We start from the raw sequence: 17,575 nt of genomic DNA, 5'->3' as shown, positions 1-17,575 counted from the left end.
GTTAATCCATTTTCGACCGAACGGAATCAATGTCATTCCCGCTGTAAAGGTACGGTCTTTTTTCCCTGATACGTTCCATCTTTAACAAAGTTTGCATAAGGAAACGTTTGTGGGCGGGGCTTCCCGGATTGAACGGCTTATGGCTTAAAGCTCTCTCGATTTCTTCTACCTCTTTTATCACCGTCCGGGTTTCCTCCGTAAAATAATGGTCTCCGAACCGCTCCCAGATATACTTTACAGCCAGGGAGGAAGGATGGATCATATCATCGGCGTAAAACCGGTAATCCCTCAGCTCGTCCATCATGATCTCATAAGCCGGGAAATAGTCTGTCCGCTCGGGAAACAGGTTTCGCAATTCTTCAATCGCCATCAGGAGCGTCGATTTGCTGAGTTGATTGGCGTGAGCTCCGTCTTTCCAATGGCGGATAGGACTGACGGTAAACAGTATTTTTAAGGAAGGATTCGCCTTCCATAGAGCTGGCAGCAGGTCTTTCCATTCATCCGTAACCTCCTCCGCCGTCAGCCGGGTCCGGAGGAAGGATTGTTCCGGCAGTTTATGGCAGTTAGCCACCACCTGTCCGGTCGATTTCAAGCGGTAGACATAAGCTGTTCCGAACGTAATGATCAGCCGTCCGACATGATACAAGCCTTCCCCGGACGTTCGCAGGCGCCCATTAATCATCTGCAGGCAATCCTCTCCGGAAGGAGAAGAAAAGCGGCTGTGATGGTCAAAGCTATGATAGATGCCGTCCCGTTGGAAAAGGTCGGATGCCTTGTAAGGAACCGGGTGAAGCAACCGCCGCAAAGCCGCTGCGATGGATGCCGGATTATAAAGCACGCCGAACGGATTCAAGTCGGTCCTGAACCGAAGCGCCTCCAACTCCCGTCCGATGTTTTCGACGAAGCAAGAGCCGAGCAACAAATGCTCCTCCTCATACGAAAGGAAGAAGGAGGGCCGTTGAAACGTGACAAGTGTTTGCAAATCCATATCGCAGTCTATTAATCCAATCCTATGCGAAGCTACAAAAAAAACGGACTCCTTGTTCGGAATGAGTTAATAATTAATAATTAACAATTGGGCTTTTGTAAGTGGTTTTACTCGAATCCGTTCAGCATTCATCACTTTTTCACTTACCTTATGTGAGCTCCCTACCCATCAGGTATAGTCTTTTTAGGAACAAGTAATATCCGATTAAATCAACCGGCATAGGCGGTGGCCTATTTATGTGCGGGGAAATTAATTTTCTCCCAAGGCATGGAAATATTTTCCCCATGAGTCGGAGATTTTCATCCTAAGGCATAAAGATCTTTTACCCACGGGTGGGAATTAACTTGCCAGTGCTTGCATCTAAAATCAATATGCTATAATAACAAAATCAATAGCCTTAAAAATGGATTTGAGTTAAGGCAATCCGATAAGCAAATCTTCATATACCTGCTGCTTTATAGTAATCTACCCTAAAGTCTACCCTCGAGTTTACCCTAAAACTAGCCTAATCATTATAGAATAGCAAGGGAAAGGCTATTTTATGTGGGGTGAATTGCGTAAATTTGCAGCCAAATTAGAGGGAATGGCTGAATTTCAGGAAGAACATCTTTTGGAACAGATCCGGTATCCTGCCGACTTGCGTGCATTGCCGGCGGATAAACTGGAAGAGGTCTGTGCGGAACTGCGTCAATATATTATCGACGTGTTATCGAATACTCCCGGGCATCTGGGAGCCAGCCTCGGTACGGTTGAACTGACTGTCGCCCTGCATTATGTCTTCAATACTCCGTATGACCGGATCGTCTGGGATGTAGGCCATCAGGCTTATGGACATAAGATATTGACCGGCCGGCGGGAGGCCTTCCCGACGTTACGCCAGTTTCATGGCATCAGCGGATTCCCGAACCCGAAAGAGAGCGAATATGACGCCTTTATTGCCGGGCATGCCTCCAATTCCATTTCAGCCGCCTTGGGTATGTCGGCCGCTTTCTCCCTGGATAATGAGGAAAACCGGCATGTCGTTGCGGTCATCGGTGACGGAGCAATGACCGGCGGCATGGCATTCGAAGGCTTGAATAATGCCTCTTCCAACCCGAATAATCTGCTGATCATCCTGAATGATAACGATATGGCCATCGACCAAAATGTTGGCGGTATCAGCCAGTATCTGGTGGACATAACGACCAGTCAGACTTATAACCGGATGCGCTATGACGTATACAAGCAACTGAAACGGATGAATCTGATTACGGAGAACCGGAGGCAGAACGTACTTCGTTTCAATAACAGCCTGAAGGCGCTGATTACACAACAGCATAATCTATTCGAGGGATTCAGTATCCGTTATTTCGGCCCTGTGAATGGACACGATGTGAATTATTTGGTTAAGGTATTGAATAGTATCAAGGATATGAAAGGCCCTAAGCTTTTACATATCAAAACGATAAAAGGAAAGGGCTTTAAGCCGGCGGAAAAGTCGGCAACCGTATGGCACGCTCCCGGGCGGTTTAATAAGGAAACCGGGCAACGCATCCTGCCTTCCCAATTGGATACGCCCCAGCTCTACCAGGATGTTTTCGGACATACATTAGTGGAGTTGGCGGAGAAGGATGAGCGGATTGTGGGAGTAACGCCGGCCATGCCTACGGGTTGTTCGATGACTTTTATGATGAAGGCTTTTCCCGAACGCGCTTTTGACGTCGGGATTGCGGAGGCGCATGCCGTTACTTTCTCGGCCGGGATGGCCAAAGAGGGAAAGATTCCTTTCTGTAATGTATATTCGTCGTTTTTGCAACGGGCTTACGACCAGGTGATCCATGACGTCGCCATTCAGAAACTGCATGTCATTTTCTGTCTGGACCGCGCAGGCCTGGTAGGGGAAGACGGCATCACGCACCATGGGCTGTTCGATATGGCCGCTCTACGCCCGATACCGAATCTTACGATTGCCTCCCCGCTGAATGAATGGGATCTTCGCAATCTGATGTACACCGCTTATCAAACGCCGGATGGCCCGTTTGTGATCCGTTATCCGCGAGGAAAAGGCGAATTGAAGGACTGGCACAATCCGATGAAGATTTTACCTGTCGGGAAAGGCCGGCGGTTGCGCGAAGGAACCGATCTTGCAGTTCTCTCTATCGGTCCGATAGGGTACGAGGTCGCTAAAGCTATCGACCTGCTGGCGGGCGAACGCTCGGTCGCTCACTACGATATGATTTATCTGAAGCCGCTGGACGAGGAGTTGCTGCATGAAGTCGGACAGAATTTTAGCAGGATCGTCACTGTCGAAAACGGGGTGGTCGCCGGAGGACTGGGAAGCGCCGTCCTCGAATTTATGGCGGATAATGGATACACTCCCAAGGTAAAACGTATCGGAATAAAAGATACCTTTGTAGAGCATGGAACCATTCCCCAATTATATGAGTTGTGTGGATTGGATGCCGGGAGCATAGCCGAAACGATTCGCAGCTTTTGAACCGCTTCCATGTTCCGGATGCGATAAATAAAAAAGAAGGAAATGAGAATAGTGATTGCAGGAGCCGGAGAGGTGGGAACCCATTTGGCGAAAATGTTATCTCAGGAAAAACATGACATCGTATTGCTGGATGCGAATGCAGAACGATTGGGCTTCGCCAATTCGCGGATGGATATCATGCCGATGGTCGGTAACCCTACTTCCTTGAGGGATCTGGAGGATGCGGGTGTCAGGCGGGCAGACCTCTTCGTCAGCGTAACACCTGAGGAAACAGCTAATATCACAGCTTGCATGCTTGCCTCCAGCATGGGGGCACACAAGACTTTCGCCCGTATCAATAACTACGAGTATCTTCTCCCCAGGAATAAAGCGTTTTTCGAAAAGATGGGGATTAATACGATGATCTATCCTGAAATGTTGGCAGCCAAGGAGATCGTTACGGCGATCCGCCGTCCGTGGGCGAGACAGTATTGGGAATTGTTCGGGGGAGCCCTTATCCTTATCGGTGTGAAAGTCCGGGAGAATGCGAAGATTGTCCATAAGCAGCTCATTGAATTGATGATGAACGACAAGAAAATGTACCACATCGTAGCGATCAAGCGGGATAACGAAACGATCATCCCCCGGGGTGCGGATTATGTCCTTCCGAATGACATCCTGTTTTTTACCGTTACCCGCGAGCATATCGACGACGTACAGGAATTATGCGGAAAAAGCAATCCGGAGGTGAAGAAGGTTTTTATCATGGGAGGCGGCCGGATTGCTATTCGCGCCAGCCAGTACCTGCCTGATCATATCCGCATTAAAATCATTGAAACCAACAAGGAGAAAAGTTACCAGATAGCCGAATCCGTTCCGAGTAACGTATTGATCATCAATGGGGATGCACGGGATACGGAATTGCTCCGCCAGGAGGGAATTCAGGATGCACAGGCTTTTGTCGCGCTTTCGGAGAACTCGAGCAATAATATCCTGGCCTGTGTGGCTGCCAGGCAGTTAGGCGTTTTTAAGACGATTTCCCAGGTCGAAAATATAGATTACATCCCATTAGCTGAGCAAATGGATATTGGTTCCGTGATTAATAAGAAACTGATTGCCGCAAGTCACATTTACCAATTCCTGTTGGATGCCGACGTTTCCAATGTGAAGTGCCTCACGTTTGCTAATGCCGATGTAGCGGAACTGATCGCCCGGCCGGATTCTAAAATTACACGGAAGAAGGTTAAAGACCTCCGCTTACCAAAGGATATGACTTTGGGAGGCTTGATCCGCGAAGATATACCCATGTTGGTGGAAGGGGAAACGCAGATACAAGCCGGTGACCGGGTGGTCGTCTTCTGCCTGGAGTCGGCTATGCGGAAACTGGAGGATTATTTTAATTAGCGCCCGGAAATGTCACGATTGAATATTCGTTTCATAATGAAGATGCTCGGCATGATGCTGATGTTCGAGACGCTGTTCATGTTGACGGCCGTACTGGTCGCTTTTATCTATAAAGGTTCCGATTTTTATCCTTTGTTATATTCCAGCGGGATTATGTTTGCTGCCGGACTGCTTCTTTATTTGAGTGGATTACGGGCGGATGAACGTATTGCCGGCCGAAGGGAAGGGATGTTGACGGTGACTTTGACTTGGGCGCTATTTTCCCTGTTCGGCATGTTGCCGTTCTATCTGGGAGGATATATCGACAATATTGCGGATGCTTATTTCGAAACCATGTCCGGCTTTACTACCACCGGCGCAACAATTCTTGTCGATATAGAGATCCTGCCGCATGGGGTATTGTACTGGCGCAGCCTTACGCAATGGCAGGGCGGAATGGGGATGATTGTCTTCACCGTGGCCCTGATGCCGATATTCGGCGGCGGGGCGGCCCAACTTTTCGATGCCGAAACGTCCAGCATTACGCATGAGCGTTTTCGCCCGCGGATCACGCAGGTGGCAAAACATCTGTCCGGCATCTACCTCTTCCTGACTGTTTTGGTCGGGATTCTGCTTTGGGCCGGTCCGATGGATCTTTACGATGCGGTAAACCATGCCTTGACGACCATCTCGACTGGCGGTTTTTCGACGAAGAATGCCAGCGTGGCTTATTGGAATTCATCTTACGTGGAATATGTGATGATGGTTTTTATGATCGTCGGAGCCACTAATTTCACTTTGATTTATTTTGCATTCAAGGGAAAATTCAAGAAACTTATCGACGATGAGGAAACCCGTTGGTTTTTTGCCTCTATCTTAATCATTATCTTAATCGTAACAGGCTGGCTGCTGTTGAACCAGTTTGAGGCTTCCCTCGAAGGAGCTTTCCGGAAAGCGGCATTCCAGATTATTTCATTGATCTCTACCTGCGGTTATTTTACCGCCGATTTTATACCTTGGGGGCCTTTCTTCTGGATGATTGCCCTGATCATCATGGTGGTTTGCGGTTGTGCGGGATCTACCAGCGGCGGGCTTAAGATGGGGCGCCTGGTGATTTTGGTGAAGAACCTACTCTGCGAGTTCAAGAAGCAAACCCACCCCCACGCCATTATCCCTGTAAGGATGAACGGGCGGGTAATTCCTCCGGATCTGGTGCAACGGGTGTTGGCTTTTGCCTTTGCTTATATCGTACTGGTGATTATCAGTTCCATCGTATTGATGCTCGACGGTTTTGACTTTGATGAATCGATAGGCGCCGCCGTCTCTTCGATAAGTAACGCCGGGCCCGGATTGGGAGTCTTGGGGCCGGTGGGGAATTATTCCAGCTTGTCGGATGAAGCGAAATGGTTCCTGTCTTTCCTGATGATGGTTGGACGTTTGGAGATTTTCACCGTGCTGACGATCCTTCTCCCCAGTTTCTGGAAACAATAAAAAAAACAGTAGGAAATGGATATGCAACCGGGCGCTGCCCGAAGAAGAAAACGTTTGGCCGTCTTGGCATTGGAGCTGATACAGGGGATGTGTTTTGCCGCCTGGTCCAGCCGTATCCCGGATATCCGGGAGGGATTCGGAGTCGAAAACCTGGCTCATCTCGGCTTGTTGATGGCTTTGATTCCGGTAGGAAAATTGTTGGCTATTCCGGCCGTTCACAGTCTTTTTTCCCTTGCTGGTTACCGGAAGGCCGTGCTCATCAGTATCTTGGGGTATGCTTTTTCCTTGTTGTTGGCCGGGATACTTCCGGCGAATCTATATATCCTGGGCTTTATCTTCCTTCTTTTCGGTATTTTCTGGAATATGACGGATATTTCCTTGAATACGCAGGCGATTGAGGTCGACCGGTTATATGAGACTTCCATCATGGCGACCTTTCATGCCGGGTGGAGTTTTGCCGCCTGTCTGGGGGCTTTGCTGGGATTCGCCTTGATAAACCTGAATATCGGCTATCCAACCCATTTTACCGGCATTGCCGTCTTATCTATCCTTGGAATAGGAATTGCCTATCGGTTTTTACCTTTAGATCATGAACATCCTGTTGCTGTTGCCGTGGCGGGTGAGGTTGCGCAAAAGAAAGACGAAAAAAAGGATGGGGGAAAGAAAAGGAAGTTACCTGAAATATTGCTGATCCAACTGGGGCTGATCTGGCTGGTAGCCTTGGGGGTTGAAAATACGATATTCGAGTGGAGCGATCTCTATTTTCAGTCGGTCATCAAGGCTCCTAAGTCGCTTCAGGTCGGCTTCCTGATCATTATGACCACTATCTTCATCGGTCGCCTGATAACCACCCTGCTTTATCGTTACTGGAAGAAAAGGACCATCTTGATCGTGGCCGGCTATCTTATTTTCGCCGGCTTTATGATCTCCTCCCTGTTGGTTAAGTTGACGGGTGATATGACGATCAATGTTATTATCAATGCATTGGGTTTCGGGCTCATCGGATTGGGGATTTCCTGTGTCGTCCCGACCCTTTACAGTATTGTCGGAGAGAAGGCGAAGACGCCTGTGGGGACAGCTTTGACGATCATGTCGAGTATCAGCTTTGTCGGTCCCTTTATTCCACCCTTACTTGTCGGAACCGTGTCGCATTATTTCGGCATGGATGTAGCCTATTTGATTATCGGTCTCTTCGGTCTCTGTATCGTCGGAATTACTTCGTTCAGTAAAACATTGAAAAGGGATGAAGGGATAAGTTATTATAAACGATGAATGATTGACAATCAATATAGGACCTAATGTTTAATCTTTTCCTATTAATGTTAAAATAGTCGGTTTTACCTTATAGCGATTTTATTCTCGGGAAAAGTATCTAATTTTAGCGTTTATTACTTACTATACAAAACAGATGATTAAATATTTTTTAATCCTTCTTTTTTATCTCTGCTCTATTATCGCTTTTTCGCAACAAATAAACCACTTGGGAGTAAAAGATGGTTTGAGTGGAAGGCAAACGTTCAATATTGTTCAAGATAAGAAAGATTTTCTATGGATTTCCACCCGTTTCGGTGTTGATCGGTATGATGGGGTGAGCATCAAAAGTTATCCTATGAGTATCATCTATAATGGTTCGATACCGATTAGAACAATAAGGGTTTTACTTGATAAGAAGGATAACCTTTGGGCTTACACAGATAGGGGAACGGTCTATAGATATGATAATCAAAGAGACGAATTTGTATCTTATGTCGATCTCAATATGTATATTCGATGGCTGTCATTTGATCATAATAACCGGATCTGGATTGTGACGCATACCGAATTAGGATTTATAGAGCAAGATTCAATTCTTTTTATTGAGAGTCAGCACTTGAAGGAGGAAAGCTATAGGAGCATTATTGATCTTGACAAAAATCATTTTTTACTACAAACAAATAGGAATATATATAAATATAGTATTTCAGAAAGGAAGGGGTATTCTGTTATTGACCCCGGTATCCTAAAGAAAGAAAACCTTTCGATTGAAACCTGCTTGTACGATAAAGAATCCGGCCATTTATGGATTGGTACTGTTAATAAAGGATTATACTTATATTCTTTAATAGAGAAAAAGCTTACCCCTATTAAAGATATGCGTCTGTGGTATCATCCGATATTATCGCTTGACCTGCTTGATAAAGATCATCTGATCATAGGGACAGAAGGCCTGGATGCATGCTTGCTTAATACAAAAACTTTGCAAATAGAAAAAATATACAATCAGTACGGGGAAAAGGGAAACTATATAAATGGGAATGCCATATACAATATCTTTAAGGATAAAGAAAGAAGAGTCTGGCTTTCTACTTTTTCGGATGGAGTCTATATTTTTGATTATTCGGAACATGGTTTTAGAACTATTAGAAATGAAAAGGGTAATAATAATTCACTAAGTCGAAATGTTATATGTGATATATTAGAAAATTCTGAAGGGAATATATGGTTTGCGACAAATAACGATTTATGCTTATGGAATAAAAAACAAGATCGGTGGATTAGACTCCTTGATTCAAGAAATATTCTTACGATCTATGAAGATTCCCGTCAAAATATTTGGGTCGGAACCTATTCTTCAGGAGTTTACAGGCTTGATAAAGATGGTCGTATCATCCATAATTATGTAAGAACAAATAATACAAATAATTGTATCGGCACAAACTTCGTCTATGCAATATTTGAAGATTCCCAAGGGAATATATGGTTTGGAGGGAAAAGAGGACATTTAACAAAATTCAATCCTATAACGAACTCTTTTACATCCGGAGGGATTAGTCAAATAAATCATATTATACAAAAGGATGAAAATACGCTATTAATATCTTCCGAATATGGAGTGTATCAAGTAAATATAAATTCGGCAAAACATACAGAGCTTCCTTTTAATAAAAATTTGAAAAGTAAATATATAGGTGATATGTATCTGGAGTCGGATTCTATCATTTGGTTGGCATCTTATGGGGACGGACTCAATAAATGTAACATGAATAATGGTGTAATCCGAAGTTTTACGCAAAAAGACGGACTACCTTCTGACATTATCTATGCGATGGAAACAGACAATAAAGGTAATCTATGGTTTAGTAGCGAGAACGGAATCGGTTGTTTTAACCCCAAAACATATAAAGTCACTAATTATTCCATTACAGATGGTATTTCGGATAATCAGTTCAGACAATTATCAAAAGAGAAGACGCGTAATGGGGAGATTTATTTTGGTTCCTATGATGGCGTTACGTACTTCCATCCGGAAAATATAAAAAAAAGACAGGAAAAGGCCCGACTCTTTTTAGAAAACTTTCGATTGTTTAATAAGATCGTCTTGCCTGGAGATAAAGATGCTCCCTTAACAGAGTCTTTGGATGAAACTGAATTGATAAAACTGAACTATAAACAACATTCTTTTTCGATCAATTTTACAGCGATAGATTACTCGACAAGTAAGATACGGAGGTATATGTGGAAACTTGAAAATATGGATCCGGATTGGACAGGGCCTACTACCGAACCTATCGCAAACTACACAAACATTATAGCCGGCAATTATTTATTTAAAGTCAGATATCTTGATGATAATAATAATATACTTGATGAGCGTTCTCTATCTATACAGGTCTCACCTCCTTTTTGGAACACACTTTGGGCCCGCATTCTGTTTGGGGCATTCATCTGTTTTGTCGCTTATTTAATATATAGGTATGCGGAACAACAACTTAAGAAAAAGCAAACCCAAGAAAAAATCAAGTTTTTCATTAATACGGCACATGATATACGGACTCCACTGACATTAATAAACGGACCGATTGATGAGTTGAAAGAACAAATTCCACCTTCAACGAAGAGCGACTACTTGTTGAACCTGATTACAAAGAATCTAAACAAATTGAATAGCCTGTTTTCCCAGCTTATTGATTTCCAGAAAGCTTATGAATCACAAAATCAACTCGTGGTTGAAAAACGGGATGTTCAAAAATATTTGAAAGAGAAACTGACCTATTGGAAATCATCTGCACAAAAAAAAGAGATATTGTTTGAATTGCGACTTCCGGATGAAGCTGTTGAGGAATGGTTTGATGTAGAGAAGATGGATAAGATTCTGGATAATCTCGTTTCGAATGCAATAAAATATACACAAAACAAGGGATACATTATTGTTACATTGTGTGTTGATGATAATTCATGGCGAATTGTTATAAAAGATAATGGCATCGGTATTTCAAAACAAGATCAAAAGAACCTGTTTAAAAGATTTTACAGAGCCAGTAATGCTATAAATTCTCATGTTTCGGGTTCCGGACTAGGACTTCTTTTAGTTCAACAATATGTAACTCTGCACAAAGGAGATGTCGGGGTTAATAGCTCTGAGTCTGGAGGTTCCGAATTTTATGTCCAATTTAAACGGGGGCATAAAGCTTATCTGCATAATATTCTTTTGGATGATCAAAATATACCGGTCTTTAACCAGAATATTATTCCCAATCCATCCTACGATACAGACAATTTAAGATTAAAAATATTGATAGTGGAAGATCATGAGGATTTACGTTCATATATGAAGCTGTCCTTGTCTTCCTATTATAGCATTTATACAGCAGAGAATGGACTTGTTGCATGGAATGAAATTCTCAAAGTCAATCCTGATATCGTTGTCTCGGATCTGCAAATGCCCGAGATGGACGGATTCGAACTTTGTAAGAAGATAAAAAGCACATTTGAAACTTCTCATATACCTGTGATTATGTTGACTGTCGTTAATGATAAAGAACATGTTGTAGAAGGATTTACCCTAGGGGTCGATGATTATATTGAGAAACCGTTTGATATCAAATATCTCAGGTTGAAAATTAATAATATCATTCAGAACCGGAAAATTTTACGTCAGAAATTCTTAGGGATAGACAAGAAAAAAATAGAAATATCGAGCCGGATCTCTGAAAACGAGTTGAATAATCAGTTTGTTGATAAGGCAACTTCAATTATTGAAGCGAATTTAGCGAATACTAAATTCTCAATATCCGATTTCTCTAAAGAGATGGGACTCAGCCGTACTATTCTTTATACAAAGTTTAATGCGATTACCGGCTATACTCCGAATGACTTTATTAGAATTGTAAGAATGAATAAAGCGATCTCTTATTTCAAGGAAAAAAAGTATACAATAAATGAAGTCTCACTAATGGTCGGATTTGAAGAACCTGCCTATTTCAGTACGAGCTTTAAAAAAATATATGGTAAATCTCCTAAGCAATTTATTGAAGAAAGCCTATCTTGAATTGTTTGTAATAAGCTGTAAATAATCTATCTGTATTATATTATAAATGTAATGAACTAGATTATAACTATGCCCCGTGATTAGATGGTTAGCTTTGTCCAGCTAATATTAATTAAATCTAATCGCCATGCAGAAAAAAAAGAAAAGTCTAATTCTACTCTTTTTGCTATTAATTACGACAACGGTAATTAATGCTCAGACAAACAAAAATCCAATAAACGGAACAGTAACTGATGAGAGTGGTGAACCTTTAGTGGGTGTAACAATAACGGTTGTAGGCCAAAATGCAGGTACTATAACGGATATTGACGGACATTACGCTATAGATGCACCTGCTTCTTCCTCTCTCTCTTTTACCTATATGGGTTTTAAGACTCAAACAATTCCCATTGGGACTAATCATGTTATCAATGTTGTAATGAAAGAGGATAGCCAAGTGTTGGATGAAGTGGTTGTCATCGGTTATGGAGTACAGAAGAGAAGAGATGTAACAGGCTCTGTCATGTCTGTAAAACCAGCAGATTTGGAAAATATGCCTAATGTAAACATTGTACAATCCTTACAAGGCAAACTTCCCGGCTTAAACATTGTTAATACCGGAACCAGTGCGGAAGGAAGTACTAAAATGAGAATAAGGGCGCAAAACTCAATTAATGCGGATGCTGGTCCTTTAATCGTTTTAGATGGAATACAATATGAGGGTTTTCTTTCTGAAATTAATCCAAATGATATTGAGTCGATTGAAGTTTTGAAAGATGCATCATCCGCCGCGATATACGGAGCAAGAGCCGCCGGTGGAGTTTTGCTTATAACGTCTAAAAAGGGAGCTTCGGGCAAGACTCATGTTGCATTCAATTCTACAATTGGGATAACGAATATCATACAGCGTCCGGATATGATGGATGCAACACAATTCTACAATTTTAAAAAAGAACGTACGGGTGTGAGTTCTTTCGAAACGGAACAATTCGAGAAAGGGGTGAATACAGATTGGCTTGATCATGCGATGCGAACGGGTATTAGTCAGGAATATAACCTGGCTGTATCCGGAGGAGCGGATAAAACAAGATATTATATATCCGGAAATGTATCACAAGTTAAAGGGGTTGCCAAAAACGATGAGTTCAATCGTTATATATTACGTTTAAACTTGGATACAGAAGTAACTTCCTGGTTAAAATATGGTACTAATACTATTTTGGGATATCACGATCGGCCCGGGGAAAAAGCGAACATAAGTAATGCTATGAAAATGAATCCTCTTACGTCCCCATATGATGAGAATGGTAATATTAAACTCCAGCCTAATATCGACGACATGGGTGTTACGAATCCGTTGGAAGGTTTAAATATTCAAAAAGAAGATGTTGCCCGAAGTATAAATACAATCAATTATCTACAAATTGATTTTCCTTTCCTGAAAGGTTTGTCTTTTAAAACGATAGGGGGATACAATTTCCGTTCGCGTTTAATAGAAACATACAAATCGTCAACAGCTACACTCGAAGGCAAAAGTAAAAAAGGTGTTGCCACGGTAAATAATCAATACAAACAAGACTGGTCGATCGAAAATATATTAAACTATAACCATCAGTTTGGGGTCCATGGGCTTGATTTAACCGGAGTATATACTTCTCGTGAATATGTTACCAAGTATCATGATAATACAGGAGTCGGATTTATCGGGGATTATATGACCTATTATCAGTTTAAACTGGCGACCACCCTTACGCCGAGTGATACATATAATAAAGAAACAGCGTTATCCCAATTGTTCAGGATAAATTACAATTATGATGGAACGTACTTGTTTACATTTTCTCTTCGTCGCGATGGCTTCTCATCGTTTGGCGCTAATAATAAGTACGGAACATTTCCTTCTGTTGCGTTAGGATGGAATATGGAGCGTGAGTCATTTATGAAATCAATTGATTGGCTTGATCGATCAAAACTTCGTCTGTCATACGGTGAAAACGGAAATCAAGCGATCAATGCCTATGAAACCATGCCTACTATGTCTAATGAATATTATTTGAATAATGAGGGTACTACTCTTGTCGGATTCTATCCGAATAAACTGGCAGACCCGACTTTGAGTTGGGAGACGACTCGCCAATTCAATGTCGGATGGGATTATTCTTTTTTAAAAGGGCGGCTATTCGGTTCGTTCGATGCTTTTTTCGCTAACACATTTGATTTATTATTATATAAAAAGATTCCTCAAATCAATGGGGTTAATTCAATTCGCCAAAACATCGGTAAAACGGAAAGTAGAGGTTTTGAATTTTCTTTATCTACATTAAACATTAAAACTGATGATTTTACCTGGCGTACTGATTTTAATATTTCACAGAGTAAAAACAAAATTGTCGATGTAGGCTTATTTGATGAAGATGGAAAAGCCGTTGATAATGTCGCAAGCAGATGGTTTATTGGTGAACCTATTGGTATCATCTATTCCTATGAGTTTGATGGAATCTGGCAGGAAACGGATGATATATTGAATTCGCATATGCCTGAAGCCCGTCCGGGAGATGTTAAAGTTAAAGACCATAATGGTGATGGGAAAATAACGACTGATGATATGCATATAATAGGACGTAAAGATCCGGATTATAGAATAGGATTAATGAATACTTTTACATACAAAGATATTACATTGAGTTTCTTCTTCAATGCGGTACATGGAATTACCCGTTACACGGAATATATGAATACTTATTTTGATGGGAAAGCCAATATTCGCCAACGGGAATGGTGGACGCCTGAAAATAAGCTGAATACCTATCCGGCTAATAGGGATGATTCAAATCCATATGGTTTGAATTATTTTGGAAAAACTAATGATGCTTCATATATACGTTTAAGTGATATTTCCTTAGGCTATTCTTTACCCAAGTCAATTACAGCAAAATTGGGAATATCCAAACTTGAATTATTCGGAAACGTTAAAAATATATTTACATTGACGGACTATATAGGACTTGATCCGGAGTTTGATTCGGATTATGGAGTTCCTCAAACCAGAACGTTTTTATTTGGCTTCAGATTAGGTTTATAATCTTAAAAAACACAATATCAATATGAAAAAGATAACCAACATAATATTACTGGCATTCCTTTTAATTTCATATACAAACTGTAGTGACAGTTTCCTGGAGGAAAAAGCGAAGGATGAAACCTATGCGGATAATTTATTTAACGATTACAACGGTTTTCTATCAGCAAAATACGCTTTGCTGCATTTTCCGCGGAATGAACGTCGGGAGCCTATACAATCGGCCGAGTTGGGAGTTATATGGAAAATAGGCACCGATATCGGTTGGGCTAACACGGAACTATCCTGGATTAGAGGTTTGAATCAATATACAACGGCGGATCTTAATTCAACAATGCAATTCCTGAATGGAGATGTGACCGATCCAAGTGGGCGTCCGGGTATATTTCTTATTTTGTATAGATGCATCAATTCTGCTAATTTAATTATCTCCAGGGCTGCTGAGCCGGATTTGGACTGGATGGGAGGAACTCCCGAAATGGATGAAGCGAACAAGAATGAGATAATTGCTCATGCCAAACTGATAAGAGCTTGGGCATACCGTCATCTGATAATGACGTTCGGATCTGTTCCAAAAAGCGTAGATGAAATTACAGGAGAAAACTATCGTGACGATTGGGAAAGAAATTCTGTAGAAGAGATACAAGAACTGATCGAGGAAGATTTGTTGTTTGCCGAAGAATGGTTGCCTGATAATTCCAAAGATGTTACACGTTTGTCAAGAGTTATTGCACAGCATTATTTGGCCGAACTCTATTTATGGCAAAATAAACCTGCCCAGGCCGAGATAAAGGCAAGAGCTGTTATAGATAATCCTAATTATAAGTTGATCACAGAGCGTTACGGAGTGAAAAAAAACGAACCGGGTTGTCCGTTTATGGATCAGTTCTATGATGGTAATATTTTGCCAACCGAGGGAAATACGGAAGCTCTCTGGGTATTTCCGAATTCCGAAGTAGATAATTTGCTCGGTCGATATTCGAATACGATGAGGCGCACATGGGTCTCCGCATACAATAATTTGAATGTCGCTTACTCTCCGGAATATGGAGGGCGTGGCATCGGGCGTGCAGCAATTACTGCATGGGTGTTTTCGATTTATGAAGATAAAGATGACCGGTTCAGCGAATATGCTATCCGTAAATCATACGTAACCAGAAATGGAGAAACGATCCTGTGCGATATGGATAAATCGAAAATGACAACCAATAATCACAAATGGGCAAGTACCCGTAAGTGGGATTGGACTTTTAACGATCCTGCCCGCTACGGAGAGTCTTATTCTTTTGCAGATCAAACCTATTTAAGGTTGGCTGATACGTACCTGTTGCTTGCCGAAGCGTTGCATGTGCAAGGCAAGAATAGTGAAGCGGATGGGGCTGCATTCTATATCAACGAAATAAGAAAGCGTTCGAATGCGACTCCAATCAGTGCAAATCAAGTTACGCTTGATTATATTCTTGACGAAAGAGCCCGCGAACTGGTAACTGAAGAGAATCGTCGTGAAACCCTTCTCCGTACGGGTAAACTTATCGAGCGTACCCGTAAATATAATCATATTGCTTCCGGAGAAAGAAATGGCGTAGCCGGTATACAAGACTACCATGTGTTGTTACCTTTCCCGCAGATAGTAATCGAAGCTAATACAGGTAAAAAGATGGAGCAAAATCCCGGATATAATTAATTATTCAACAAGAGATAATTTATGGATAAAATATTCATCTATATACCGTTCTTTTGGGTATTTATTTTCTCTTCTTGTGACAAAGAGGAATTTAATTCGGACAACGGTATTATTGAACCTCCAACGGCTCATATAGAGAATTTGCGTCAGGCGCCTTATCCTATCGGAGCTGCTATTAATGTAAACACATTAAAAAATAATTCGGAATACCGCAACGCCGTTATAAAAGAGATGAGCAGTGTTACGGCTGAAAATGCAATGAAAATGAATACAATAAGCGAAGGACGCAGACAATATAACTTTGAAGACGCTGATTATCTGGTGAACTTTGCCCAGGAAAATAATATGCGTGTGCATGGCCATACCTTGATTTGGTATAAACATACTCCTGGCTGGATCTCGGACTTTTCAGGTAATACTGAAGAATGGAAAACAATCATGAAAGAGTATATTCAGGATGTTGTCGGACGATATAAGGGTAAAGTTACCTCATGGGATGTCGTTAACGAGATAATAGATGACCAAGGTGAACTTCGTGATTGTATTTGGTTGCAAAAAATCGGTCCCGAATATATTGAATTGGCTTTTCGGTATGCCCATGAAGCTGATCCTGATGCACTACTTTTTTATAATGATTACGGGCATGAATATAGTGATACGCGGAGATATGCCGTGAATTATATCGCTGACAGCCTGGCTAAAAAGGGTGTGCCTATACATGGAATAGGATTACAAATGCATACGAATATAAACCGTTCGGTAGACGATCTTCGTTATGCCATAACGGCTGCTGCAATTACTAAACTGAAGGTACATGTATCTGAATTAGATGTCGCCGTCAATCCCGAAAAAAAGAATATAACATTTACAACCGACCTGGCTCTTAAACAAAAAGACAGTTATAGGGCTGTGATGAAAGCGATGATGGATATTCCTCAGGATCAACAATTCGGCGTGACCATGTGGGGAGTTCATGATCCAAGTTCTTGGTTAAGTAATAATCCGGATTGGGCTCTGCCTTTCAACAATAATTTTGAAAGAAAGCCGGCTTATGAGGGTATTTTGCAAGGAGTTTACAAATAGATAGTGAAAATGGGGTGTGTCACAAGGAAATGCTGTAAAAAATTCATAGTTATGACTGCGCGCAGTCATAACTATGAACGAATGGATTCATAACTATGACTGCGTTCATTCATAGTTATCATTTT

The 17,575-nt window shown here is 41.8% G+C and carries 9 protein-coding genes; 8 read left to right on the top strand and 1 reads right to left on the bottom strand.

The window, feature by feature from the left end; genetic code table 11:
- Window position 1: 1 nt before the first annotated feature.
- Complete coding sequence (locus tag BQ8014_RS17820) at window positions 2-988, bottom strand: GSCFA domain-containing protein (protein WP_080905538.1); 987 nt, start codon at window positions 986-988, stop codon at window positions 2-4.
- A gap of 583 nt (window positions 989-1,571) precedes the next feature.
- Between BQ8014_RS17820 and dxs the strand changes: the two genes are divergently transcribed.
- The 8 genes from dxs to BQ8014_RS17780 all read left to right on the top strand — a co-directional run bounded on the left by dxs (window position 1,572) and on the right by BQ8014_RS17780 (window position 17,450).
- On the top strand, window positions 1,572-3,464 hold the full coding sequence (dxs, locus tag BQ8014_RS17815; RefSeq protein ID WP_080906047.1) for a 1-deoxy-D-xylulose-5-phosphate synthase: 1,893 nt from the start codon (window positions 1,572-1,574) through the stop codon (window positions 3,462-3,464).
- A gap of 42 nt (window positions 3,465-3,506) precedes the next feature.
- Complete coding sequence (gene trkA, locus BQ8014_RS17810) at window positions 3,507-4,847, top strand: Trk system potassium transporter TrkA (RefSeq protein WP_080905537.1); 1,341 nt, start codon at window positions 3,507-3,509, stop codon at window positions 4,845-4,847.
- A 9-nt stretch (window positions 4,848-4,856) separates the two neighbouring features.
- Window positions 4,857-6,317, top strand: coding sequence for a TrkH family potassium uptake protein (locus BQ8014_RS17805; RefSeq protein ID WP_234998086.1), 1,461 nt, complete (start codon window positions 4,857-4,859; stop codon window positions 6,315-6,317).
- Between the two features lie 15 nt (window positions 6,318-6,332).
- Entirely contained in the window at window positions 6,333-7,589 is a 1,257-nt protein-coding gene (locus BQ8014_RS17800) for an MFS transporter (RefSeq protein WP_080905536.1), read from the top strand.
- Between the two features lie 136 nt (window positions 7,590-7,725).
- On the top strand, window positions 7,726-11,625 hold the full coding sequence (locus tag BQ8014_RS17795; RefSeq protein ID WP_080905535.1) for a hybrid sensor histidine kinase/response regulator transcription factor: 3,900 nt from the start codon (window positions 7,726-7,728) through the stop codon (window positions 11,623-11,625).
- A 127-nt stretch (window positions 11,626-11,752) separates the two neighbouring features.
- On the top strand, window positions 11,753-14,686 hold the full coding sequence (locus tag BQ8014_RS17790; protein ID WP_080905534.1) for a SusC/RagA family TonB-linked outer membrane protein: 2,934 nt from the start codon (window positions 11,753-11,755) through the stop codon (window positions 14,684-14,686).
- 22 nt (window positions 14,687-14,708) lie between these two features.
- Entirely contained in the window at window positions 14,709-16,367 is a 1,659-nt protein-coding gene (locus BQ8014_RS17785) for a RagB/SusD family nutrient uptake outer membrane protein (RefSeq protein WP_080905533.1), read from the top strand.
- Window positions 16,368-16,388: 21 nt separating this feature from the next.
- Window positions 16,389-17,450, top strand: a complete 1,062-nt coding sequence (locus tag BQ8014_RS17780; RefSeq protein WP_080905532.1) for an endo-1,4-beta-xylanase — start codon at window positions 16,389-16,391, stop codon at window positions 17,448-17,450.
- The last annotated feature ends 125 nt before the right edge of the window (window positions 17,451-17,575 follow it).

The sequence above is a fragment of the Parabacteroides sp. Marseille-P3160 genome (assembly GCF_900162725.1).
Classification (GTDB): domain Bacteria; phylum Bacteroidota; class Bacteroidia; order Bacteroidales; family Tannerellaceae; genus Marseille-P3160.
The sequence above is the reverse complement of the archived record's forward strand: the minus strand, read 5'-3'. Positions and strand labels throughout refer to the sequence as shown.